This window comes from Idiomarina sp. HB (assembly GCF_048059115.1).
In the GTDB taxonomy this organism is placed as follows: Bacteria; Pseudomonadota; Gammaproteobacteria; order Enterobacterales; family Alteromonadaceae; genus Idiomarina; species Idiomarina abyssalis.
Window position 1 is genome coordinate 384,795 of record NZ_JAYLVU010000002.1, and the last position, 25,319, is coordinate 410,113.

General features: G+C 48.2%; 21 protein-coding genes. All 21 read left to right on the forward strand.

The features are described from left to right. Positions 1-3: 3 nt before the first annotated feature. Positions 4-912: an ExeA family protein gene (locus VBY75_RS07635; protein ID WP_278356671.1), complete on the forward strand. Its 909-nt coding sequence runs from the start codon at positions 4-6 to the stop codon at positions 910-912. Next, the gene (locus VBY75_RS07640) at positions 909-2,006 is read left to right on the forward strand and encodes a tetratricopeptide repeat protein (protein ID WP_416511852.1); all 1,098 of its coding nucleotides are present in this window, start codon (positions 909-911) and stop codon (positions 2,004-2,006) included. Before VBY75_RS07635 ends, VBY75_RS07640 begins: the two co-directional genes overlap by 4 nt. Continuing rightward, complete coding sequence (locus VBY75_RS07645) at positions 2,003-3,718, forward strand: GspE/PulE family protein (RefSeq protein ID WP_199494779.1); 1,716 nt, start codon at positions 2,003-2,005, stop codon at positions 3,716-3,718. The genes VBY75_RS07640 and VBY75_RS07645 overlap by 4 nt, the downstream gene beginning before the upstream one ends. Continuing rightward, on the forward strand, positions 3,718-4,956 hold the full coding sequence (locus VBY75_RS07650) for a type II secretion system F family protein (protein WP_199494778.1): 1,239 nt from the start codon (positions 3,718-3,720) through the stop codon (positions 4,954-4,956). The genes VBY75_RS07645 and VBY75_RS07650 overlap by 1 nt, the downstream gene beginning before the upstream one ends. Further along, positions 4,956-5,405 carry a Type II secretory pathway component gene (locus VBY75_RS07655; protein WP_287816220.1) on the forward strand — a complete coding sequence of 150 codons (450 nt, stop codon included), beginning with the start codon at positions 4,956-4,958 and terminating at the stop codon, positions 5,403-5,405. Before VBY75_RS07650 ends, VBY75_RS07655 begins: the two co-directional genes overlap by 1 nt. A gap of 62 nt (positions 5,406-5,467) precedes the next feature. Continuing rightward, positions 5,468-6,070, forward strand: a complete 603-nt coding sequence (locus VBY75_RS07660) for a prepilin-type N-terminal cleavage/methylation domain-containing protein (protein ID WP_054489747.1) — start codon at positions 5,468-5,470, stop codon at positions 6,068-6,070. Between the two features lie 45 nt (positions 6,071-6,115). Continuing rightward, positions 6,116-6,628 carry a prepilin-type N-terminal cleavage/methylation domain-containing protein gene (locus VBY75_RS07665; protein ID WP_222236401.1) on the forward strand — a complete coding sequence of 171 codons (513 nt, stop codon included), beginning with the start codon at positions 6,116-6,118 and terminating at the stop codon, positions 6,626-6,628. A gap of 54 nt (positions 6,629-6,682) precedes the next feature. After that, the gene (locus VBY75_RS07670; RefSeq protein WP_054489752.1) at positions 6,683-7,108 is read left to right on the forward strand and encodes a prepilin-type N-terminal cleavage/methylation domain-containing protein; all 426 of its coding nucleotides are present in this window, start codon (positions 6,683-6,685) and stop codon (positions 7,106-7,108) included. Then, complete coding sequence (locus tag VBY75_RS07675; RefSeq protein WP_271331826.1) at positions 7,098-7,613, forward strand: type IV pilus modification PilV family protein; 516 nt, start codon at positions 7,098-7,100, stop codon at positions 7,611-7,613. The genes VBY75_RS07670 and VBY75_RS07675 overlap by 11 nt, the downstream gene beginning before the upstream one ends. Continuing rightward, positions 7,613-8,413: a PilW family protein gene (locus VBY75_RS07680; protein ID WP_222236402.1), complete on the forward strand. Its 801-nt coding sequence runs from the start codon at positions 7,613-7,615 to the stop codon at positions 8,411-8,413. Before VBY75_RS07675 ends, VBY75_RS07680 begins: the two co-directional genes overlap by 1 nt. Beyond that, positions 8,403-8,849 carry a Type II secretory pathway component gene (locus tag VBY75_RS07685; RefSeq protein ID WP_416511856.1) on the forward strand — a complete coding sequence of 149 codons (447 nt, stop codon included), beginning with the start codon at positions 8,403-8,405 and terminating at the stop codon, positions 8,847-8,849. The genes VBY75_RS07680 and VBY75_RS07685 overlap by 11 nt, the downstream gene beginning before the upstream one ends. 2 nt (positions 8,850-8,851) lie before the next feature. Next, positions 8,852-12,679 (forward strand): DUF6701 domain-containing protein, encoded by a 3,828-nt coding sequence (locus VBY75_RS07690; protein ID WP_416511858.1) that lies wholly within the window; start codon positions 8,852-8,854, stop codon positions 12,677-12,679. Between the two features lie 198 nt (positions 12,680-12,877). Further along, positions 12,878-14,737 carry a formylglycine-generating enzyme family protein gene (locus VBY75_RS07695; RefSeq protein WP_199494771.1) on the forward strand — a complete coding sequence of 620 codons (1,860 nt, stop codon included), beginning with the start codon at positions 12,878-12,880 and terminating at the stop codon, positions 14,735-14,737. Between the two features lie 59 nt (positions 14,738-14,796). Continuing rightward, positions 14,797-15,840, forward strand: coding sequence for a rod shape-determining protein (locus VBY75_RS07700; RefSeq protein ID WP_126780974.1), 1,044 nt, complete (start codon positions 14,797-14,799; stop codon positions 15,838-15,840). 3 nt (positions 15,841-15,843) lie between these two features. Continuing rightward, positions 15,844-16,701 (forward strand): rod shape-determining protein MreC, encoded by an 858-nt coding sequence (gene mreC / locus VBY75_RS07705; protein WP_199494770.1) that lies wholly within the window; start codon positions 15,844-15,846, stop codon positions 16,699-16,701. After that, a complete protein-coding gene (gene mreD / locus VBY75_RS07710) occupies positions 16,698-17,183 on the forward strand; it encodes a rod shape-determining protein MreD (RefSeq protein WP_054489771.1) in 486 nt (161 codons plus the stop codon). The genes mreC and mreD overlap by 4 nt, the downstream gene beginning before the upstream one ends. Then, positions 17,183-17,779: a Maf family protein gene (locus VBY75_RS07715; RefSeq protein ID WP_222236404.1), complete on the forward strand. Its 597-nt coding sequence runs from the start codon at positions 17,183-17,185 to the stop codon at positions 17,777-17,779. The genes mreD and VBY75_RS07715 overlap by 1 nt, the downstream gene beginning before the upstream one ends. Next, positions 17,769-19,238 (forward strand): ribonuclease G, encoded by a 1,470-nt coding sequence (rng, locus tag VBY75_RS07720; protein ID WP_222236406.1) that lies wholly within the window; start codon positions 17,769-17,771, stop codon positions 19,236-19,238. Before VBY75_RS07715 ends, rng begins: the two co-directional genes overlap by 11 nt. 5 nt (positions 19,239-19,243) lie before the next feature. Next, complete coding sequence (locus tag VBY75_RS07725; RefSeq protein ID WP_416511862.1) at positions 19,244-23,122, forward strand: YhdP family protein; 3,879 nt, start codon at positions 19,244-19,246, stop codon at positions 23,120-23,122. Beyond that, positions 23,094-23,891 (forward strand): carbon-nitrogen hydrolase family protein, encoded by a 798-nt coding sequence (locus tag VBY75_RS07730; RefSeq protein ID WP_416511864.1) that lies wholly within the window; start codon positions 23,094-23,096, stop codon positions 23,889-23,891. Before VBY75_RS07725 ends, VBY75_RS07730 begins: the two co-directional genes overlap by 29 nt. Beyond that, positions 23,888-25,309 carry a metalloprotease TldD gene (tldD, locus tag VBY75_RS07735; protein WP_199494765.1) on the forward strand — a complete coding sequence of 474 codons (1,422 nt, stop codon included), beginning with the start codon at positions 23,888-23,890 and terminating at the stop codon, positions 25,307-25,309. The genes VBY75_RS07730 and tldD overlap by 4 nt, the downstream gene beginning before the upstream one ends. The last annotated feature ends 10 nt before the right edge of the window (positions 25,310-25,319 follow it).

Consider the following 25,319-nt stretch of genomic DNA (forward strand, 5'->3'; position numbering starts at 1 on the left):
AGTATGTATTTATACCATTACGGCTTACGCGAACTGCCTTTTACGATAACGCCGAACACGCAGTTCTACTACGACTTGAAAAGCCACCACGAGGCTTTCGAGGTGGTTCTGACTGCGCTGAAAACCGGCGAGGGCTTTATTAAAATTACCGGAGAAGTGGGAACCGGTAAAACTCTGCTATGCCGGCGGTTACTGAACGATATTCCTGACTTTTTTAAAACGGCCTATATTCCTGACTCCTATCTGGATCCGGCGGAGCTGAGGCTGGCCATTGCTCAGGAATTGTCCGTTGAAACCGAGCAGTTAACTAACCAGCAACAATTGGCGCGAGCTCTTCAGCAACGTTTGCTGGATGTTAATAAAAGCGGGCAGGCGGTCGTTATTTTGATTGATGAGGCGCAGGCGTTACCAGAGGAAAGTCTGGAAGCTTTGCGTTTATTGTCCAATCTGGAAACTGAGCGACGCAAATTGGTGCATATTATTTTACTCGGGCAGCCAGAGCTCGATGAGCGCTTATCTCAAAAAGCTTTCCGGCAGTTGCGTCAGCGCATTAGTTTTGCGCATAAACTGACGGCCATGAACGTCGATGAGACAGCAGAATACATAGCTCACCGAATGGATGTGGCCGGTTATAAAGGTGCGCCAATTTTTGACTGGAAACTGATAAAAGGCCTGCACCGGAGCAGCCGCGGCGTACCAAGGTTGGTTAATATGCTCTGCCATAAAATGCTGCTATTAGCTTACGGAGAAGGTCGGCGCCAACTGTCTTCAAAAGATTTGAAGCTGGCGGTTAAGGATACCGAAGATACTGAGTCAACTCGCTCTGTTTGGCTACCTGTTACTGTGTCAGTCGGCTTTGTTTTCCTGGCTGCTGCCGCTGTTAGTTATTGGAAAATGGGTGGTTCTTTATGAGCGTAATCAATAAAGTCTTGAAGGATCTTGATCGCCGTGGCCAGCAACCGTTTTCAAAAAATGCTGCCAGTAGCGCGGTGGAGCGCCGAGGTAGTCATCGTTTTGGGTTATGGCTGTTAGCGTCACTCATTGTTATTACGCTTGCTCTGGTGTTTTTTTGGTGGCAGTCCTCAGATGATGACGTGATGACGGTAACTGAAAGCGAAGCTGCGGACATGCCGTTAGTGCAGGAGCGCGTTGAGCCATTAGTTGATTCATCTGCATTTACGGTACCCACTGAACGTGCCGATGCACAAGAGACTGGCTCGCGGGAACAAACTGTCATTGACCAGAATAACCTCGCATCAGTGGCGGTGTCTGAGCCTATAAGTGAGGCAAAACCCGAGCCCGAAAGTAAAAAGGTTGAGCCTAAAGCAGTTGAAGAAGAGCCTGAATCGACCGCGGATAAAAGCAGCGACGAAGCTGAGCCGAGCGGTGAGTTTAGTAAGCAGCCTGTACAACTTTCACCGGCTGAAATTGCTGAACAACATATTGAGAAAGCGCAGAAAGCGCAGCAACAGGGGCGGTTAACTTCAGCTGAAGAGCATTGGCGTAAAGCGTTGGCTGTAACTCCGGACAATAAAAATGTCCGAAAAAAACTGGCAGCGCTTCAGTTTGGGCGCAACAAGGTATCTCAAGCTCTGACGACATTAGAGGCAGGTTTTAAACGTGACCCGTCTGACTTTGAGTTTCGGTTATTAAGCGCTCGCATTTTAGAAAAAGAAGCCCGTCCGGCGGCAGCCCTAAGTTTGCTGAAGCAAGCGACACCGAATGCAGCAGACTACCCGGACTACGTTCAGAAACAAGCATTGTTAGCTCAGGAAGTGGGTGACTATCAGACGGCTGCCAATACTTATCAGCGCCTTATTGTGGCGGAACCGGCGCAGGGCCGTTGGTATTTGGGTAAAGCCTTAGCTCAGCAGGAATTTGCACCGCAAACAGCTTTAGCCTCTTATGAAGAAGCATTAACGCGAATTACGCATCGCCCCACGGTCGACTTTATTCATCAGCAAATTGCTTTGTTAGAGGCAAATGAACCGGCAGGTGAACAATGAAGCGCCCACGTCTTAAAATGCGACTGGGTGATTTGCTTGTTCATGAGCAAATCATCACAGAAGATCAACTGCATAAGGCTTTGGAAGAGCAGCACCTCAGCGGACGCAAGCTAGGGGCAACGTTAACTGATCTCGGTTACATTTCAGAACAGCAGTTACTGGAGTTTTTGGCGCAGCAACTGAAACTTCCGCTCATTAGTATTTCTGAGCGAAAAATCCCACCGGAGGCTTTCAAGTTACTGCCTGAGGTTCAGGCTCGCCGGCATCGCGCTTTGGTCATTGAAGCCAATGACAAGAAAGCCCTGGTTGGCATGAGCGACCCGGCCGATTTATCCTCAATTGATGCGATAAACCAGTTGTTGGCTCCACGTCAGGTTGAATTGGCGGTTGTGCCTGAGGGTGAGTTGATGCAGGCCTTCGACAACCTGTACCGACGCACGAAGGAAATTGAAACCTTTGCCAGCCAGTTACAAGACGAATACGAAGACACCAGTGAATTTGAACTGGGCCAACTCAGCCTTGATGACGATACGGACGAAGCAACTGTCGCCAAGTTACTGCAGTCAATCTTTGAAGATGCAGTGCAAGTTCGCGCGTCTGACATTCATATTGAGCCGGATGATCGTAAGCTCCGTATCCGTCAGCGGGTTGATGGTGTGCTGCAGGAAAATGTTCTGGATGAAACCAATATTGCCAATGCGCTGGTATTGCGCCTTAAGCTGATGGCCGGACTGGATATCTCCGAGCGTCGCTTGCCTCAGGACGGGCGTTTTAATATGAAGGTCCGCAAGCACAGTATTGATGTTCGTGTATCGACTATGCCGGTGCAGTATGGTGAGTCGTGCGTACTGCGTCTGCTGGACCAGTCAGCTGGCTTATTGTCTTTAGAGCAAACCGGTATGCCGGACTCAATTCTTAAACGCGTACGTAACCTGATAAAACGACCGCACGGTATGCTATTGGTAACGGGCCCGACGGGTTCCGGTAAAACGACAACCTTGTATGGCGCACTGAGTGAATTAAACACCGAAGGCAAAAAGGTCATTACGGTTGAAGACCCGGTGGAGTATCGCCTGCCGCGTATATCTCAAGTGCAGGTAAACAGCAAAATCGGCCTGGATTTCTCACGCGTGTTGCGTACCACCTTACGTCAGGACCCTGACATTATTATGGTCGGTGAGATGCGTGACCACGAAACCGTAGAAATAGGTTTGCGCGGCTCCATCACTGGTCACCTGGTTTTATCCACCTTGCACACCAACGATGCTATTACCAGCGCCATGCGCCTAATTGATATGGGCGCGCCGCCGTATTTGGTTGCTGCGGCACTACGCGGTATTTTAGCTCAGCGCTTGGTGCGCAGGGTGTGTGACAAGTGCACTGAAGATTATCAGCCTGATGAACCGGAAAGCCAGTGGCTGGAACATTTGAAAGAAGGTAGCTCTCAGTATTCTTTCAAACGCGGAGCTGGCTGTCAGAGCTGTAACCATACCGGATACCGGGGACGTATCGGTGTGTTTGAACTGCTTGAAATGAACACGCCCATGATGGATGCCTTACGTGACGGTAACACTCGTGAATTTGCTGCGGCTGCTAAAGCGCATCCGGGCTATCAGTCCATGGCGACGGTTGCGCTGGATTATGCGCGGCAGGGCGTTACCAGTGTGGATGAAGTGTTATTCCTGGCTGAAAGTGTTGAGGACAGCATCTGATGCAGTTTCGTTATCGTGCCCGGGACAAATCAGGCCAACTGCAGCGCGGCTCAGTTGATGCCAGCGATGAGCGTAATGCCGCTGACGTGCTCATGCGGCGCGGGTTGGTTCCTTTGTCCATTAACCCGGCCGGAGGACAGAGCTTTTCGTTACTTAACAGCAGCTTTGGTGAAAGTTTAAAGTCGGCTTTTCAGCAGAAAGTCTCATTAGACGAACTGATTATTTTCTGTCGGCAGATGTACTCGCTGACACATGCCGGCATTCCTATGCTAAGAGCCATTGAAGGGCTTGCTGATACCACGCAAAACAAGCGTCTGCGGACAACCCTGAAAGATGTGCATGATCAACTGGAGCGGGGGCGGAATTTATCCACCGCTATGTCTCAGCACCGAGGCGTTTTTCCCCGGTTGGTTATTGCTATTGTGCATGTGGGAGAAAACACCGGTCAACTGGAGGAATCCTTTCAGCAGCTATCGGTGTACTTGGAAAAAGAGCAGGACACCCGTAAGCGAATAAAAGCGGCCACACGTTACCCGAGTTTTGTGCTGATAGCTCTGGTTGTCGCCATTTTTGTGCTGAACATTTTTGTTATTCCAACTTTTGCGTCCATGTTCAGCCGGTTTAATGTTGAGCTCCCCTGGGCAACGCGGGCGTTACTCGGGTCCTCTGAGTTCTTTGTCGGCTACTGGCATGTTCTGCTGCTAGCCATGGTGGGCGGTTTTTTCGGTATTCGTTACTACGTGGGAACGGACAATGGGCGGTTGAAGTGGGACAGCCTTAAATTAAAAATTCCTATTATTGGCTCTATTTTAATGCGTTCCATGTTAGGCCGCTTTGCGCGCAGTTTTTCGGTGATGATTGGCGCCGGTGTTCCATTGACTCAGGCTTTATCTTTAGTGGCCGAGGCCGTTGATAACGCCTGGATGGAAAAACGCATTATAGAAATGCGTCGGGGTATTGAACGAGGTGAAAATTTGTCACGAGTTGCCCGCCAGTCGGAACTCTTTACGCCGCTGATTCTGCAAATGATATCCGTTGGTGAAGAAACCGGTCGAGTCGATGTGCTGTTACTGGAAGTGGCTGAATATTATGAGCGCGAAACCGATTACGATCTGAAAACTTTAACCGCGCGTATTGAGCCGATAATGATAGCTGTGGTCGCGGTGATGGTACTGATTCTCGCGCTGGGAATATTTACCCCAATGTGGGACATGATGAGCGCATACCAGGGACGCTAATGACACGGGAAACAACGGATGAACGTAAGGGCATTCAACGTTTTCAGAACATTCTGGTGGTATTGCTTTTGTTGATACTGGCTGCGGTGGCCGCCAGAATGGTACTTATTAACGAGCCGCAAAAGTGGCGTCAAACCGAGTTAGACATTGCAGTATCGCGTTTTATTGACTCGCTTTGGCTGGCACGCACCGAATGGATGCGCCGCGGCAAGCCGAAAGAAGTGGCCTTGCTGAATGAAAGCAGAAAGCAGCAAGTGAAAATAGTCATGAATAGTCAGGGCTGGCCTTCGGTTGAACAAGGCTGCCTGCGCTTATGGCAGCAATTGGGCGGTGAAATACCAGCCAGTGCTTTGCAGGCTAAGGGGGAGCTAAACAGCTGTTATTACGAAGTTAACCAACGGGCCTGGTTTAGCTATCACGATAAGCAGGGTCAGGTCGTTCGAAAATAAAGAGAAAGCTGGTGTTAAGTGTTAAGGAAATGTCATAAAATGGATTCCACTGGAGTTTTAGTATGAGAACTAAAATGAGAAAGCAGCAAGGCTTCACTATTATAGAGCTGATTATCGTGGTGGTTATTCTTGGGTTATTAGCTGCTGCGGCTATTCCCCGGTTTACCGATGTATCATCAGACGCAGAAGACGCAGCTCTTGAAGGCGTAGCTGGCGGTTTTGCCAGTGCTGTAGGCATTGTTCGGGGTGAGTGGGAGCTTAGCGGACGCCCGAAAGGTGATAGCAGCACGGGTTCCGGGGCTGAAGTATCGCTGGACCAAATTCTGCTTTATGTGGATGGCAATACCGGATACCCGGTTAGTGGTGACAACGACGCAGCGCACGACGAAAATCTGGTAGCTGAGGACTGTGTAAGTGTTATGCAGTCTATTTTGCAAGGAGCACCAACGGTTACAACCGATTTTAGTAACCTTGAGCAGACCCGTTATTTTACTTACGTGACACAGGACAGTGCGGCAGGTAACGATATGTGTGTTTATTATTTAACAAACACCATAAAAAATGAAGCAACAGCGCCATCGGGTGATGATTATCTGACAGTGGGCAATGCTTTCGTTTATAATCCACGCAATGGCGGCGTGAGTATTCACAGCAATAACCAATAATTTCTATATAGAAATATTTTTAAACAACAATTGAGAGTTTTAATTATGCGCAATCAAAAAGGTTTTACTCTGATCGAACTGATCATTGTCATCGTAGTTTTGGGGATTTTGGCTGTAACTGCTGCGCCTCAGTTTATTAACTTTTCTAGTGATGCTCGTACTTCGACTGTGAAAGGTCTTAAAGGGGCAATGCAGGGCGCGACTCAGACAGTATATGCAAGAGCTGCGATTGATGATGACTTGGATGGCACTTCGGCTGCTCCGGTGACTGTTAATGGTGTAGCTACTGTGAACGGTTATCCAGCAGCGACACAGGCAGGCATTGTTACTGCTGCCAATTTAGATGCAACAAATGTTGATCCTGCTACTACAGTAACAACAGATTGGGCGTTTTTTGCAGATAGCGGTACCATTTCAATTGCTCCAGGTGATCAAGTAGTAGATCCTACAACGGCAGCGGTAGGGGATATTACCGACACGAACTGTTACGCGACATATTCAGATGCGGCTGATTCTAATACCCCTCCAGTAATTACTATTGTAACGACTGGCTGTTAAATCCGACTTTAGGAGCCTGCAGCCATTCAGCTGTGGGCTTTTTAAAGGCTAGCTATGAAGTCCCGAGGCTTCACTCTTATAGAACTCATCATCATACTGGTCATCATCGGTATCTTAGCCGTATCGGCTAGCCCCTTATTTATTAGTGATTCTGGCACAAAAAGCCAAACAGCCCGCTTACAAGCGATGGGTATTTTGCGAGCCGTTCAGCAGCAAGCAATGCAAGATACTGTGAATGATTATAGTATTTCGGTAACAGAAAGCACTTTGGGTAACCCGCCTTACAGCGAAGACAATAGCCTTCAGCTCAGCAATTTAGATGACATCACGTTTTCACCTTCAGACCTAACTATTGGCTTCAATGCACTAGGGCAGCCAACACACGGTTGTACTGGCGGTTGCACAATAACGATTACCGAAAATTTAGGCGTAAGCCGAACCATTAGCATTAATAAAGAAGGCTTTATTGATGCGCAATAAACAGACAGGTTTCACACTCATTGAGCTTATTGCCGGCATTGTGGTTATTGCTATTGTTACTTTGGTGGTGACAACCGGGTTGGGCCAGCTCTTTCGTCAAAGTGTGGACCCCTGGCAGCAGATTAGGGCAACGGAAGTTGGGCAAAGTCTCATGAATGAAATAATGGCCCGGCGGTTTGATGAAAATTCTAATATCGGTAATCAGTATGAACGCTGCTCTGAAGGTTCGGGGAGCTGCACAACACCGGCTCCGTGTCCTGGTGACGGTAGCACCCCAAATGCCGAAGAAGCTCAGCGAGAACAGTTTGATGATGTGGACGACTATAACGGCTTGAGGCTAAGTGGAGATGAATTGAGTGGCTCCTCACCGAATCGTTACAATGGTTTTGAGGCATTTGTTTGTGTCACAGAAAAAAATGCAAATGAACTTAAAAGAATAACGGTCACAGTTATTACTCCTCAAGACGAGCGCGTAGAGTTCAGCTCCATAAAAGGGAACTGGTGATGAGAGCGCAACGGGGCTTTACCTTAATAGAACTCATTATTGTTATTGTGTTGCTGGCCATAGTGGCGGGTTTTAGTTTTCAGTTTATTGGCATTGGCGCGCAAATGTTTTCGACCGGTGCTGAGCGGTTGCAGACCATAGAGAAAAGCCGTTTTGCCATTGAGCGTTTGACCCGGGAAGTGCGGGGGGCGGTTCCAAATAGTGTACGGGTTAGTGGTCAATGCCTTGAGTTTGTGCCGGCAAAAGTCGCCGGGGTTTATTATGATACTCCAATACGACCCAGTTCTGCCGACGAAATGACCTTTGTGACTTTTGCCGGGAGCTCAGATGAAGACAATATAAGCTGGAGCCTAAGCGGAGATGAGCGTATTTTTATTTATGCCACCAGGGCAAACTTTATCTACTCAGATAACCCACAACGTTATGCAGAGCTAGCAAGTGGCTATGTGTCTACCAGCTTTGAGAATACTCTGCCTTTAGAGTCATCAAGTCAGTTCGCGAAGGAGTCGCCACTGCAAAGAGCTTATATTGGCAGCCCTCCGGTCAGCTTCTGTTTAAATGCGGGTAACTTATATAGGGTGAGCGGCTATGGTTGGCAGCAAACGCAACCAATACCCTCAGGTGGTTTTGCACCTGAAAACCTAATTGCGCAAGACATTAACATGAGTACCGCTGTTTTTGACGTAGAAGCGAATAACCAGCAAAGTAATAATATCATTACTCTGCAACTTCAATTCGGCGAAGCCGCTGAAGAACAAGTATTTTATTACCGTGAGGTGCACATCCCTAATGCGCCATAACAGACAGCAACGACAACTCGGTAAACAGCGAGGGAATACCTTAGTTATTGCGGTGTTCGTTATTGTTGTGCTCGGAGGTCTGGTAGCTGTGTTATCCAGTCTGCTGAGGACGACCTCAGAAAGTGTGGTTACCGAAGTGCTGGGAGCGCGTAGTTATTTAGCTGCGCAGTCGGGGCTGGAGCAAGCGATGTTGGAAGTCTATCCATTAAATAATGACCCTGTTACCAACTGCAGCTTTGATGGTGCCAGTTACAGCTTCGCAGGTAACCAGAGCCTTCAGCAGTGTAACGCAGCCATAAGTTGCGATAGTCAGAATTACACAGATGCTGATAGCGAGACCTTTACTCATCTTGTGGTGACATCAACCGCGGTTTGTGAAGCTGGCTTGCAACGAGCATCAAGGCAGCTGCAAATAGAAACGCGAGTGGGGAATTAAAAATGAAAGCTCGCTATTTATTTTTACTAGCCGTTGCGTGTCTTCTGGTCACGGTAAGTGCCGACGCCAAAAAGTACAACTTGCCGAACCAAAGTCTGCCGGGCTGTACGCAAAATGGAACGACTTACACCTGCGGAACCTTAACCCTCAACAGTGGCGATCAAATTGAAATCACCGGCAATGAAGGCGTTGTTATTATCGTTGAGGCCATTGACTTCGCTGACGGAGTTCAAATTAACAGTAAAGGCCCGTCTCTGGATATGCAGTTTTTATCGGGAGGGCAAACTACTATTGGTGAAAACAGTTCGGTGAATGCGTCCTTCGACAGTGACGGTGACATCGTCATAAGCGACGGCACCACGGTGACCGGAGATATTAGTTCAAGTGGGGATATAACGTTAGGGGACAACGTAACGGTTGAAGGTGACCTTAGTAGCGCAGGGACGGTAACAATAGGTTCCGGAAGTACAGTAACGGGTGATGTGAACGCGCCGGTAATTAATAATAGCGGTACGATTGAAGGCGAAACTTGCAATACCCCCGGTAACGTAGGCGACTGCCAGCAGACCCTACCCGATCCAATAGGTTACTGGCAGTTTGATGAATTACAGTGGGGTGGTACATCCGGAGAAGTTGCCGATAGCTCACCGTACTCTTATGACGGTATTGCGTTAAGCAATGCGTTTACGTCAGGTTTTAACCCCGCGAGAACCTTAAACGATGAGAGTACTTGCCGTTATGGTCGCTTCAATGGCGACAACCGGGTGCGCGTTCCGGGTGTCGACCAGACACTGGAGTCAAATACCATTTCCGTTGCTTTTTGGTTTAAAGGTGACTCGGAGTTACAAAACCCGAGCGACAGCTACCAGACGTTGTTACTGCTCGGGGAAGGCACGACAGAGACAGATGCTGGGCGTTTTGAAGTCTACCGGCAGGATGATAGCGACGGCGGCGGATTATACTTTGAAGTACGTAAAAGAAATGGTGACCTGCTGACAATTGAAGCGGGAAATGCCTTTAATGGTCAGAGTAATTTATTTGATGACCAGTGGCATCATATAGCGGCGAGCTACAATGCCGACAATAACGTTCTTTATTTGTATATTGACGGTGAACTGTTCGATACCAACTCTTACTCTGGTGATACAAGACTTAACGACAGAGTAACGCCCACACTTTATATTGGTGGTCAGGGCAGTTCACAAAATAGTTTTCGTGGAGAAATTGATGAAGTCTACTTGAGTGACGGAGTTTTCACGCCGACAACTGCTGCAGTTCTGTTTTACCAAACACGGCCATGTGCGAACACCCGCCCTCAATGTTCGGCAGTATGGCCTCAAGGGTTCAGCCCGGCCAATAGCGTACCTTTGCCTTTTGACTTGCCAGACCGAGATTTGAACTCTCAATTGCCGGGAACGCTACAGCCTATAGATTATTTGCGAGTTGGTGATTTTAGTGATGTTGGCGCAAACTACTCAACAAACGGGCAGACGTCGCGGGTTTATATTGATGGTGATTTAACCATACAGTCCGGCCGTCGGATTAATATCGGTGGCAGCGCAGATGAACTGATTCTGGTTGTGACGGGTGATTTATATTTAGAAAAAGACGTAGAAATTAACGGTTATATTTATGTTCAGGGTAATTTGTATTTCGAAGAAAGTATTTTCCCCTGGAACAGAAGTGAGGTTAGCGGGGCGCTGAGTTTGGCAGGCCAGGCCAGTTCTTTTGGTTTTCCGGGTTTTTTCTCGCCAACAATAGCGTATGGAGCCCCTGATGAACCTCTGGATGGCGGCAATTTTTGTGAAGCTGGCAATACAGAGCCTCCGGTTGTAGTGCCTGATCATTATCGGTTGTCCTATACAAGCCCGGCATTAACTTGTGAAGCTACGGAAGTGACTATCGAAGCTTGTGCGGATGAGTCATGTTCAAGTTATTCACCTGTTAGCAGCACAGTCTACCTTTCTCAGAGTGCAGGGCAGTGGAGTCCGAACCCAGTTGTAGTAGCACCTACGGCAAATGTTGAGTTAAGCCAGTTAGAAGCGGGTGACTACACGCTAGCCGTTGATGATATTCAAACAACGCCAGGAGCTTTGAACCCGACGCAGTGTTACGTTAATGGTAATTTAACTTCAAATTGTGAGATAACCTTTAGTGATACCGGTCTTAAGTTTGGAGCGATTCCAAATCAGGTTTCGGGAGTGCCATTCTCCAGTACGCTTTCCGTTGTTCGACTTAATGATGAAACTAAGGCCTGTGAAGTCGTGGCCGAACAGGTAAATGAAGTCGATATGGGAATGTATTGCGTAAATCCAGGCAGCTGTAGCGACTTTACTCAGTTTCCTTATGCACAAATGACAGTTAATAACACTCAAATCGACGAACTAGAAGAGAATGGCAGCGGTGTTGTTGAAGGATGGACAGCTGTTGTAACAGACTTTGTTGATGGAGAGGATCTGTTTACGGTTCAATACGGTGATGCTGGCCAGGTGAAGTTACACGCAAAAGCTCAACTGCCTAATGGCAAAGTGATTGAAGGTGTGTCGAACGACTTTGTCTATAAACCGGCTGAAATCTCGCTACAAACCGTGAGCAATTATAGTGGTGACATTCTGGCGAAGGCGGGCGAGGCGTTCTCGATGTCGTTGCAAGCGGTTAATGCGGGTGGCGAGGTAACGCCGAATTTTGGTCGTGAAACTCCACAGGAGACACTGAGTATAGCGAGTATCGCAGACGCAGTTTTGCCTTCAGAGAATGATGGTAATATAGAGAATGCCGGCAACTTCATAGCGCAGGATATCGGATCGATTCGCTTTGATAATACGACAGTGGCTTATACCGAAGTCGGCAATGCTAGAGTTACTGCTCAAATTGCGGACCAAGATTATCTTGGCACAGGAACGGTTACCACTGATCATAACATTGGTCGCTTCATTCCTTTTGCGTTTGAGGCATTGACCGCGGAATTTGCCGGCACTTGCACAGACTTTTATTACATGGGGCAACCGCAGTTGATTGAACTGTCAGCAAGAGCGGTTAATGCTGGCGGCGCAGTAACGGCAAATTATGATGGCTCGCTCGCGAAGGCCATACCTCTGTTTTATGCCTATGATGACCAGAGTGGTCTGGCAGAGCCGTTATCTGAACATTCAGTATCTGAAAACCCGGCAAATGACTGGCAATGGGACAATGGCATCGGCCAATTTATAGGCTCCGCTAGTGTGACTGTGTCCCGGTTATTGTCACAGCAGCCCGATGGTCCATATGAAAATTACATACTGGGATGGCAACTCGACGATCAAGAAGATGGTAACTTCTACTCGGTACTCGAAAATAGTGAGCTACCTGCAATGAACGGGGCCGCCCGGTTGGATAGTTCCTCTCTATATTATGGTCGTGTTAACCTGCAAGACACATACGCGGCTATGGGCGATGTCATGCCAGTTGCCGGAGCTGTTGAATATTGGCAGGGCGAAAGTTTTGTTACAAATGAAAAGGATGCTTGCTCGACATTTTCTCGCGCAGACATTCAATTGCGCGACGACCTAACAGCCGGACCGTACCCGGCGTTAGAAACAACGCCGGCCGAACTTAGCGTCAGGGATGGGTTACTGAACCCCTCAGATGTTGATATTAACGAGTTATTCCGTTGGGTATCGGAGCAAGAAAGTGAGCCCTACTCGTTTCTTTTTGAGGCTCAAGTGCCTGCATATTTACAGTATGACTGGTCAGGAGATGGCGACTTTGATGAAAACCCGCAAGCCGAGGGCACATTCGGTATTTATCGCGGTCGCGATCGCCAAATTTACTGGCGTGAAGTGGGCTGGTAGAGTCATTTATGATGAATAATCGACAATTCGATGACAATGCCTCTTGCTCTTTTGTTGACAAGCAAATAGCATAAAGCAGAGTTTAAACGAAAAATGCGCGACGTTGACGAACGTTCAATATTATTACAATAACTATAGCGCGATTACAGCTTTGGCTTTTACGCCGCTTTGTTATTTTTTCAAGCTTGGAATGGGAACATGATGCGATTGGCTCGACTGGCCCTAGTAATGGCCTCTACATTGACATTCGCCTCGACGGCTCTTGCTCAGCAGGAGATGACTGTCGAAGAAATTGCTAACCAAATTTCGACTCTAGAGAGCGACTTTGAGAACTTTTCTGGCACCGTTAATACGCTTCAACAAGAAGAGCGTGAGCTGCGTGAAAAGCTACAAAACTTGCGTGAACGCAATAGCGAGCTGGAGTCAAAGCGCGAATCGGCTTTAGCGGAAATGAATGACCGCTATCAGCGTTTGGTAGAAGACCCCACAATTGATATTGCTGGCGCTCAGGAAGCATACAAGCAAGCGGTCATGGCTCACCAGCAAAATAAAGCGGACATTAAGCAGCAGGTTAGCCTGGTGAATGAAAAGGCGCGTGAAGTTGAAGAAGCGCGTGTTAGTAAGCACAGCCTAATTAATGAAATTGAAACCTTAAAAGAGCAGCGTAACTTAGCTCGGGTCGACCGGTTAGAGAACGAGTTTAACCGCACGGGTGAACTGGAAGTGAGCCAGTCCATTAGCTGTGATCGTCAGGAAACGTTGGCGCAGTGTGAGAACCGCGGTAAGTTGATGGCGAAGCAAAAGGCCTCAAAACAGTATCTCAATACAATTTTAGATGGCTTAAGTGAATCGTCGCTGGCACGTGAAAATATTGAAAAAGCGAGCCCGAACGTTCAAATCTTAGGTTCAAAAACCGTTAGCAATGGCTTCAGTGGTGCTGGTAATTATGGCGTCAAACTTGCTGTGGAACTGAGAGGGCAGCTGCCGCAAAGTCAGGCATGTACTCTGCTGAATGTTGATATGCGCTACTGCGCGGCGGAGCAACGGCCGGGGGAGCTGCAAGCGGGTGATGAGGAAACGGTTGATAGCTCCGTCATGCACCCGTTAACCATACGCTCGAACGTGTATGATGATGAAGTTGTTATCGATGGAGTAAGTTATGGCTCAACACCGTTAGAAGTGATGTTGCCAGGTGGTGAACACCAAATTGAAGTTCTTAAGTACGGATACTCTGCTTATGCAGAGAAAATAGTATTAAAAGATGCAACCTCTATTCGAGCTGATTTAGAGAAGTCAGAGTATTCTTTTACTCGTGGCGAGAAAATTCAGGACATTCTATTCCGTGACGTTCGTGGCCCGGAATTAGTCGTTGTCCCTGCCGGGAAATTTAAAATGGGTGATCTAGTAGGCAATGGTTTGCCTAATGAACGCCCTGCTGAAACACGTGAAATTCCAACGGCTTTAGGTATTTCAGACACTGAAATAACCGTTGAGCAATTTAGTAATTTCGTAAAAGATACTGCGTACGTCACTGATGCCGAGAAACGAGGCACATGTGCAAGCCTTAGCAATGGCCGCCCTCAGTTTAACGACAATCTAAGCTGGAAAAATCCGGGCTTTAAGCAGTCAGATAGCTCGCCGGTTGTTTGTGTGAGTTATAATGATGCTAAAGCATACGCCGACTGGTTAACTCAAAAGAGCGGTTTTAAATACAGCATTCCAACAGAAGCCGAGTGGGAATACGCTGCGCGCGCCGGCTCTGAAACAGATTTTTGGTGGGGAAATGATGTTGGTTATGGTAAAGCAAACTGCCGTAACTGCGGTACAGATTGGTCAAACACACGTCCGGCTCCAGTCGCCAGCTTCCATCGTAACCCTTGGGGACTGTACGATACAGTCGGTAATGTCTGGGAGTGGACTGAAACCGATAACGGTGTGGTAGTGAAGGGCGGCGCCTGGAACTTTACGCCAAGTTTGGCAAGAGTTTCTACAAAAATGGAACTTCCGTCAGATTTTAACTCCAACTACATTGGATTCCGTGTTGTAAGAGCTCAGTAAGTACTTACTGAGCTCTTTGCTGTCACTCTGTTAGCTTATAAGTAGGGATATACCGCTTCATGTTTAAAAAAATTCGCGGCCTTTTTTCAAACGATCTTTCAATTGACCTTGGAACAGCGAATACGCTTATCTACGTCAAAGACGAAGGTATTGTGCTGAACGAGCCGTCTGTTGTTGCCATTCGTCAGGAACGCTCTGGTGGGCCAAAATCGATTGCCGCCGTTGGTGCAGCAGCAAAGCAAATGCTGGGTCGTACGCCAGGGAACATTCGTGCTATCCGTCCTATGAAAGACGGCGTCATTGCAGACTTTTATGTGTGCGAGAAAATGCTGCAGTTTTTCATTAAGCAGGTGCACGACAGCCATTACTTCCGCCCAAGCCCGCGAGTTTTAGTTTGTGTTCCTTGTGGCTCAACTCAGGTTGAGCGTCGCGCCATTCGTGAATCGGCACTGGGTGCAGGAGCACGCGAGGTTTACCTGATTGACGAGCCTATGGCGGCCGCTATTGGTGCTGGCTTACCGGTATCCGAAGCGACTGGTTCAATGGTCGTTGATATTGGTGGCGGTACAACTGAAGTTGCCATCATTTCATTAAACGGTGTGGTCTACTCGTCATCGGTACGTATTGGTGGTGACAAATTTGATGAAGCAATTATCAATTATGTCCGCCGTAACTTTGGCGCGTTAATTGGTGATGCAACAGCAGAGCGTATTAAACATTCAATTGGCTCAGCCTTCCCGGGTGAAGAGTTGAAAGAAATTGAAGTACGTGGACGCAACCTGGCTGAAGGGGTTCCGCGCTCATTTACGTTAAACAGCAATGAAATACTGGAAGCTCTGCAAGAGCCGCTAATGGGTATTGTCAGTGCCGTCATGGTTGCACTGGAACAGTCGCCACCGGAGTTGGCATCCGATATTTCAGAGCGCGGTATGGTTCTGACAGGTGGTGGTGCGTTACTGAAAGACCTTGATCGCCTGTTGGTTGAAGAAACCGGTATTCCGGTCATTATTGCTGATGATCCGCTCACCTGTGTTGCACGCGGTGGCGGTAAAGCCTTAGAGATGATTGATATGCATGGTGGTGATTTATTCAGTTATGAGTAATTCATGAAAACTCTGTTTGCCCGAGGTCCATCCTTACTCTCCAGGCTAGTGCTCGCACTAGCCTGTTCGTTTCTACTGATTTTTATTGATCATCGCCTACAAGCGATGAAGCCTGTCCGTCTATTTCTCAATTCGTTAGTGGCTCCAGTGCAGTACCTGGCTATTTTGCCTGAACAGATACTGGACGGCTTGTCGGAGTCGGTAAAAACAACCTCTCAGCTCAGCGAAGAGAACAAACGCCTGAAGCAGGCGATTCTTGAGTTGCAGGGTGAGCAACAGCAGCTTCGCTTTCTTCAGAATGAAAATAAACGGCTGCGGGAATTGCTGGGGTCCGATGCACGCGACTCCGCTCGTCGTATGGTAGCGGAAGTTATTGCGGTTGCATCAGAGCCGTTTTCACAACAGTTGGTCATCAATAAGGGTACCCTGAGTGGCGTCTATGAAGGACAGCCGGTGCTCGACAGCAATGGTATTATTGGTCAGGTGCAGGATGTTGGCGGAAATACAGCCCGCGTTTTATTGTTGTCTGACCAAAGCCATGCCATATCTTTGCGCTCAGAGCGCAATGACATTCGGGTATTGGCACAGGGAACCGGTGATATTGGTCGCCTTGAGCTCATGTTTATCCCACACAGCAGTGATTTACAAAAAGGTGACTTACTGATGTCCTCAGGCTTGGGTGGCGTATTTCCTGAAGGCTATCCCGTCGCGCGAATCAGCAGTATTGTTAGAGATGAGTCGTTGCCTTTTGCGACGGTATTTGCTGACCCTGTCAGCGCTCTGGATCGCGTTCGCAATGTGCTTTTACTATGGCCTAGTGAAGGTGAGCAACAACCGATTTTCGATGAGGACGAGGAATGATTGTGGTTAAACCCGGGTTTATCACCTTGCTGGTTACATACGTCATTGCACTTACGCTTATGGTGATGCCGATGCCTGCCGCATTCGACACCTTCCGTCCGGACTGGCCGACTCTGGTCATGTTGTATTGGATAATAGCTCTGCCACATCGGGTTAATATGGGCACAGCGTTAGCTCTTGGGGTTTTAAGTGACATTTTATTAGGCTCTATTGTGGGTGTTCACGCGTTAGGCATGGTGGTGGTTACCTATTTTGCGGCGCGCCACTTTCAGCGTATTCGCAACTTTGCCTTAATTCAGCAGGCGCTGGTCATTGCTTTACTTATATTTATTAAACGCTTTGTGGTCTTTGAGGCGAATGTGTTTTTGCATGACGCTGAATTTACACTGTCCTATTTCTGGCCGGTACTAACATCGGCTGTATTCTGGCTTTGGGTGTTTCCGTTATTACGAAAAGTCCGTCGTCAGTTTGGGGTAGTTTGATGCGTCTTTTGCTTGCCTCGTCGTCGCCAAGGCGCAGAGAACTGCTGACCTTACTGCATCGGCCTTTCGACTGTTATGTTCCTGAAATTGAAGAGCGCCGAGCTCAGAATGAGACTGCTATGGCCTATGTGACCCGGCTGGCTGAAGAAAAAGCTCAGGCTGTAGCGAAAAGGCAAAACGAAGCCTGTCTGGTTATAGGCTCTGATACCTTAATCAGTTTTCAGGGGCAGGTTATGGAAAAACCTGAAAACTACGAGCATTTCAGCCAAATGATGAAGCAGCTGTCAGGGCAGACGCACCAGGTTTTAACGTCCGTCAGTGTCTGCTACTGGAATGGTCGTAGTATTCAGGAGCAGGAAACCGCCGTGGTAACAACTCAGGTTGAGTTTGCGGCGCTTACCAATGAAGAAATAGAAGCCTACTGGGAAACCGGAGAGCCGCACGATAAAGCTGCTGGCTATGGTATTCAGGGCTATGGCGGTAAGTTTGTAAAGCGCATCGACGGTAGCTACTTTGCGGTTGTTGGCTTACCTTTATATGAAACGGAGCAACTATTGCGGATGTTCGAAATGGAAGGTGAAGTCGATGAGCGTTGAAGTCTTAATGAATGTGACCCCCACAGAGACTCGTGTTGTGCTTGTTGAAAATGGCATCTTGCAGGAAGTCCATATTGAACGCCAGGCAAAGCGTGGGCTAGTCGGTAATATCTACATGGGTAAGGTGTCCAGAGTGCTGCCGGGTATGCAGGCGGCCTTTATTGATATTGGCCTGGACAAAGCCGCATTTTTACACGCTTCCGACATTGTTGTTCAGGTGGACGGCGATGACCTGCCTCAACCGGATGAAAAGCCTCAGCAAAAGATTACCGAGTTGGTCCACCAGGGGCAGCACATTATGGTGCAGGTGGTAAAAGACCCCCTGGGAACCAAGGGAGCGCGTTTAACAACCGATATAACCCTACCTTCAAGGTATTTGGTCTTTATGCCCAAGAGCGACCATGTGGGTGTCTCTCAGCGCATTGAAGAGGGTGATGAGCGTGAACGCTTACGTCAATTGGCTGAAGAAGTTAGTAAGGTTGACGGGAAATTCATTGTACGAACAGCGGCAGAAGGCGCTTCTGAGCAGTCTTTAAGGGGTGATGCAGATTTTCTTTTCCGGTTGTGGGATAAAATCAAAGCCCGCAAAAAATCACAGCGCAAAGTGGGCATGTTGTACGAAGATCTCAATCTTTCCTGTCGCGTATTGAGAGACTTTGTCGGAGAAGAAATAGAGCGTATTCGAGTGGATTCAAAGGTGACTTTTGACACCTTAAAAACGTTCACCCAGGACTTTATTCCGGAATTGACCAGCGTACTTGAGTATTATACCGGTGACCGCCCCATTTTCGACTTGTTCGACGTGGAAAATGAAATGCAGCGCGCGTTAGACCGCAGGGTCGATTTGAAGTCAGGTGGATCGTTGATTATTGATCAGACCGAAGCCATGACAACGGTAGACATTAATACCGGTGCTTTTGTTGGTCACCGTAATCTGGAAGAAACCATCTTTAATACCAACATCGAAGCAACACAGTCTATTGCCCGACAATTACGCTTGCGAAACCTGGGTGGCATTATCATTATCGACTTCATTGATATGCAGGATGAAGAGCATAAGCGTCGGGTTCTCCATAGTCTGGAGCAGGCATTGGCTAAAGACCGTGCAAAGACGACCATTAATGGGTTTACTTCTCTGGGCCTGGTTGAGATGACCCGTAAACGCATCAGAGAGAGTCTGGAGCATGTTTTGTGTTCCGAATGCCCGGTTTGTCTTGGACGCGGCAGTATGAAAACCGTGGAAACGGTCTGCTATGAAATTATGCGAGAAATTGTCCGGGTACACAAAGCCTACGAAGCGGATAAGTTCGTTGTTTACGCCTCCGCTCAGGTAAGTGAAGCCTTACTTAATGAAGAATCTCATGCTCTGGCTGAACTTGAGCTCTTTGTTTCGCGTCAAATAAAGATACAAACCGAACCTTTGTATAATCAGGAACAATTCGACGTTGTCATGATGTAAGGCTAATGCGTACTCTGTCGTGGATTTTAAACAAACTCTGGCTAACGCTGGCTATTGTGCTGGTGCTGGTTGCGGTCGGCCTGAGTTTATTGCGCTACAGCCTGCCTTACCTGCCCGATTTAACTGAACCTCTCGAAGAGCAGCTGGAAGCCCGTTTTCAGCAACCCGTGAGTATCAGCGACCTGTCTATGACCTGGACCAGAGAAGGCCCTTCTGTTGTCCTCGATAATCTTGTTTTACTGGAGCGTGAGAAGTCACCTCTGCAAGTGCGCGTCGGTGAAGTTCATGTTGTACTGGATTTTTGGAATACGCTGTTGGACAGACAGTTGATTGCTGAGCAGTTTATTCTGGAAGATGCACGAATAGCTTTGGATCTGAGGAAATTTTCCGGTCTTGATGAAACCGAAGAATTAAATATCGACTACATTAACCGTTTGTTTTTGCAGCAGTTAGAGAAGTTTTCACTGAATAATGGCGAATTATTACTGACCAATCTGCGTGGAGTGACCCGTAAAATTGATATTGATCGCCTGTCCTGGACAAATGAAGGCAAAAAACACCAGGGGATAGGTCAGTTCAGAATGGAAGACTTTGCCACCAACAGCCTTAATTTTATTATTGATTTACGAGGTGATCGTTGGTCAGAGTTTAATGGTCAATTTTACGTCGATTCTCAAAATGTCGACATTAGTCCCTGGTTAGAAGAACAATTGGGGGATATTGATGTACAAGCTTCGAATGTTAACTTCACCGGCTGGCTAGATGTTCGTAACGGTCAGTTGTTTGAGGGGTTACTTAAACTAAGAGATAACCGCATCACCTGGCTGGATGCCGGAGCCGATGAGCTTAAATGGCTTCAGCTCCCGGAGGGCGAAATTATTCTGAGGCCGGAAGCTGAAGGGTGGCTTATCAACAGCTTACCTATGACAGTGAACACCTCTGTTGGTCAGTTAGACATCCCCCGTATTGCCTGGCAGCAATTGACTGATGTTCATGATATTAGCATCGACGATATGGATATCGGTGAAGTCATTGGTCTGCTTCCTTTAATTCCGGTCGACTTTGATACCAACGGATTGATGGCCCTGGGTCTTAATGGCAAAGCAAGTTTTCGGTATCGGATGCACCCGGTTTCTGGCCGGCAGTGGTCGTTGAAAAGTGAAAATTTATCTGCCGATGGTAACGATAGTTTGCCAAGTTTTAATGGCCTGGATTTAGTGGTAAATAGCACCGCAAACCAGGGGTATTGGCGTATCGATGGTCGTAATGTTCGGCTTGCAGGCAATAGCCTGTCTCCAACGCAGGCATGGGATATTGATACTTTGAGCTTATCCGGTTCGTGGCTAGTGCAACCCAAACACTGGAAAGTCCGGTTAGAACAGATGGAATTAGCCAAGGACGATTTTCTTCTTGCTGGAAGTGGACAGCTTACTGGTAACGGAGCGGATACCCCTCAAGTTGATGCGCTACTGTCAACCCAACAACCTTTTTCTGTCTCAACAGCGCGGACATTGCTCCCCTCAGTTATGGGGCAGCGCGTCAAAGATTACCTCACTAATGCTTTAGTATCCGGTGAGGCCAAAGGTCTTGAAGTACTATGGCGTGGGCCGGTCAATGAGTTTCCGGGGGAAAAACAGAATGGCGTTTTCAACGCGCGTGTTGACTTCGATGCTCTGACCTACCAGTTTCAACCGAATTGGTTGCCGTTAGAAAACGCCCCCATAAAATTAGATTTCTATAATAAAGCCTTGCGGATGTCAGCAAATGCCGGCCACATTAACGAAGTACAGGTGAAGCAGGTTGATGCCCAAATTCCTGATTTAACGGATGCGGAGCAGGGCTTGCAAGTACAGGCGAATGTGAGTGGTAAGGCTGAATCTTTACTTCCTGTTTTTGAACAGTCTCCGCTTGATAGCGTGACTGAAACCCTATTGCAGCTTAACCCTAAAGGTGAGGTTGAGGGGGCGTTTGAATTAGACATTCCGTTTAATGGTTCTCGTGAAGTGGCGGTAGAAGTCAGCACGCCGCTGCAAGGGGTTTCAATTACCGTTGAGGCATTACAGCAGACCTTTGACATAACGAACGGGCAATTAACGGTAGAGAACAGTAGCGTCAGCACCGAGGGTTTACGTTTAAACTGGTATGGAATGCCAATAGATACTCAGGTGTCTGGTGAGTTAAGTGATGAGGAGTACCTGCTCGATATCACTACGGCAATAGACTGGCAAAGCGAGCCTTTGTTTGAACAACTCCCTTACCCGCAATGGGAACCGTTTTTCTATGGTGCGGTTAACGGTGAAGCGGACTTAGTTTTGCGCCTTAGTAACGAAGATGTTGGTGTTGAACTCGAGTCACAGTTTGATTTGACGGGTCTGGAAACCTCACTGCCCGAACCTTTGCAAAAGGACTTTGGAGAGGGGTGGCAGCTCTCAGTTCGTCTCAATGGAAACGGTGACCAACTGCGACTGCGCGCCGATATCGATGATCGTCTTAGCTGGGACAGCCTTTGGCAGCCTGGTAGTAACGGATGGCAGCAAGCCGTATTGAATGTCGGAGAAGTATCTTCAGCAGATGAGCCGGGCAATTTTACCGGGTTTGCTGTGAATGCGGAGTTACCTCAAGCGGATATTGGACAGTGGTACTCAGTTATCTATGCTCTGGCAGAGGGAGCCGGTGTTGATAGTGAACAGCAGAGCAGTGGTGATGGGTGGTTGCCGGACTCTATTAGTATTGAAACACCTCAGTTGCGTTGGGGACAGCAGAAATTTAATCAGGCCGATATCCAGGTATGGCCTGGTGAGTCAGGCTGGCAGGCCCGGGTAGATGCAAGTAACGCTGTGCTAAGCGCGACAATCCCCGAGAACTTTGTGCAGCAAGGTATCAGCATTAGAGCGGATTATTTAGCCTTAAGCACGGGTTTTGAATTACCGGAGGAATCGGATGAAACGAACTGGAGCTGGCTTGAAAAAGTCCCACCATTGAATTTTCTGTGCCGTAGTTGCCGTATCGATGAAAAAGACTTAGGTGAAGTAGAGTTGATTCTTAGTCCGCTTGATGACGGCTTCAGTATTGAAAAAATGACGCTTAAAAAGGACAATGACGAGCTGACACTGACAGGGTTCTGGCGGCATTCAGAAGAGCGGGGATTCAGCGCTTTGTCCGGTAGCCTAAGTAGCGAAGATTTGGGCGATTTATTACGCGATTATGGTTTGGAAACCGCAATAAGGGACAGCGCGGCGGTTATTGATTTTGATTTGAATTGGCAAGACCATCTACATCAGTTCGAGTGGGAGTCACTCAATGGTGAAATTAAATGGGATTTAGAGAAAGGTTATTTGGCCGAAGTCAGTGATGGTGGTGCGCGTTTGTTTTCTATGCTGAGTCTGGACAGCATTCTACGTAAGTTGACACTGGATTTCCGTGACATCTTCTCTCAGGGAATGTTCTTTACTGACTTAACGGGGAGCGTTCAGGTTGAAGACGGCGTGGCCAACACCAATGACGCGCAACTATTAGGCTCCGCCGGCGATATGGAAATTCGCGGGTGGACAGACATGAACACCGGCGAATTAAACTATAATCTGACTTATGCACCTAAAGTGACTTCCAGCCTTCCTATTATCCTGGCCTGGATGGTTAACCCGCCCAGCGGCCTTGCCGCCTTGTTTATTGACAAGGTACTGCATGACGCTAAAGTCATTTCTCGCTTGCGGTATCAGGTGACAGGAACCATTGATGATCCGGTAGTTGAAGAAATAGAACGTGACAGCCGCCCTGTTGATTTGCCAGAATTGGAAGAGAACTCAACCGATTCCGAGGCAGATGATGACACAAGTGCAACTGACGGCGCTGCAGATGAGCAGTCGCCCGGATCCGCAAGATAATCTGACCACCGTTGCTAAGTTATTAGAGCGACTTCCCGCTGCGCGTCCGCAACTGGTGGTGTTGCCGGAAGCGTTTTGTTGCTTCGGTGCTGGCGATCGTGCGCAGTTGGACATGGCTGAAACCTATCAGGACGGTGAAATACAGCGACAGTTGGCTTCGCTGGTAAAAGCGCATGGTATTTATCTGGTTGCCGGCACCATACCCATAGCGGCAGGCGAGCGTTTCTCTGCGGCATCGTTACTCTTCGGGCCTGACGGTTCTATTGTCAATCGCTACGATAAAATTCATTTATTTGATGTCGATGTTGCAGATAACACCAAAAAATACCGGGAGTCAAAATGGACGAAACCCGGCACTGAAGTAGTAACAGCCGCAACCGACTTAGGTGTGGTTGGTATGTCAGTGTGTTATGATCTGCGCTTTCCAGAGTTATTTAGAGCATTGCGTCAGGCGGGCTCCGATATCATTGTTTTACCCTCCGGATTCACCCAGGTTACAGGGAAGGCTCACTGGCATGCGTTAGTTCGGGCCAGAGCTATTGAGCAGCAGGTGTTTATTGTAGCGCCGAACCAAGTCGGACAGCATGATAATGGCCGCGAAACCTATGGGCACTCGATTATTGTTAGCTCCTGGGGTGAAATACTGGTCGAGCAGGAGCAAGGCGAAGGCATTATTTCAGCCAGCGTTGACTTAGCGGATGTAGAATCCATTCGAAAGCAAATGCCGGTGGCGCAACAGAATCAATTTGAGGTTGTACAAAAGACATGACACTAACTGACTACGAACTATCACAAGACGAAATAAGCAACGCGTTATCAACCCTTTATAGCGGCGATATCGACTTTGCTGATATTTATTTACAACACAGTGTCAATGAGTCCTGGGTGCTGGAAGATGGCATTATTAAGGACGGAGCGTTTCATATAGAAACCGGTATGGGCGTGCGCGCGGTGCAAGGCGAAAAAACCGGTTTTGCGTACGCCGATGAAATTACTTTGAATGCGCTTAAACGTACCAGCGAAGCTGCCCGGGGTATAGCCCGTCAGGGACAAAGTAAAAAAGTCCAGGCGCTGAAATCGGTGCAGGCAAAGTCGCGCTATGAAGCGCTTAACCCGCTGGATACCTTATCTGAAGATGAAAAAATCGAATTACTAAAAAAAGTAGATGCCCACGCACGTGCGCAGGACTCAAGAGTGAGTCAGGTCGTTGTGAGCCTTAGTGGCAGTTACGATGAAGTTCTGGTCGCTGCAACAGACGGTACTCTGGGAACCGATAAACGCCCCTTAATTCGTCTAAATTGCTCTGTCATCACCGAGCAAAACGGCCGCCGCGAGCGCGGCAGTGCCGGTGGTGGAGCGCGTGTAGGATATGAGTTTTTCCTGGAAGAAAAAAGCGGTAACGCGCGTTGGCAGCGTTTTGCTGAAGAAGCTGTACGTCAGGGGCTGGTTAATTTAGAAGCAAAGCCGGCACCTGCGGGCAATATGCCGGTGGTTCTGGGATCGGGTTGGCCGGGTGTGCTGTTGCATGAAGCGGTTGGCCATGGTTTAGAAGGTGACTTTAATCGTAAAGGGTCATCCGCTTATTCCGGTAAAATTGGCGAGCAAGTGGCTTCACCACTTTGCACTATTGTCGATGACGGCACACTGAGTGATCGCCGTGGCTCAATGAGTATTGATGACGAAGGCACGCCGAGTGGTTACAACGTATTGATTGAGAATGGCGTGCTGCGCGGTTACATGCAGGACAAAATGAATGCGCGTTTAATGGGTCAGGCAACGACCGGAAACGGACGCCGCGAAAGCTTTGCTCATCTGCCGATGCCGCGAATGACCAATACCTATATGCTCGCCGGCGAGCACAGTCCGGAAGAGATTATCGGTAGTGTGAAAAAAGGGATTTACGCCCCCCAGTTTGCGGGTGGCCAGGTCGATATTACTTCAGGGCAGTTCGTTTTTTCTGCGTCTGAAGCTTATTTAATTGAAGACGGGAAAATCACCACACCATTAAAAGGTGCAACACTTATTGGTAACGGACCAGAAGCCATGGCACAAGTGTCTATGGTTGGGAATGATTTATCGCTGGACGAAGGTGTGGGCGTTTGCGGTAAAGATGGGCAAAGTTTACCCGTAGGCGTTGGTCAGCCAACCCTGAAACTGGATTCAATGACCGTAGGTGGTACGGAATAACCGAACTGCC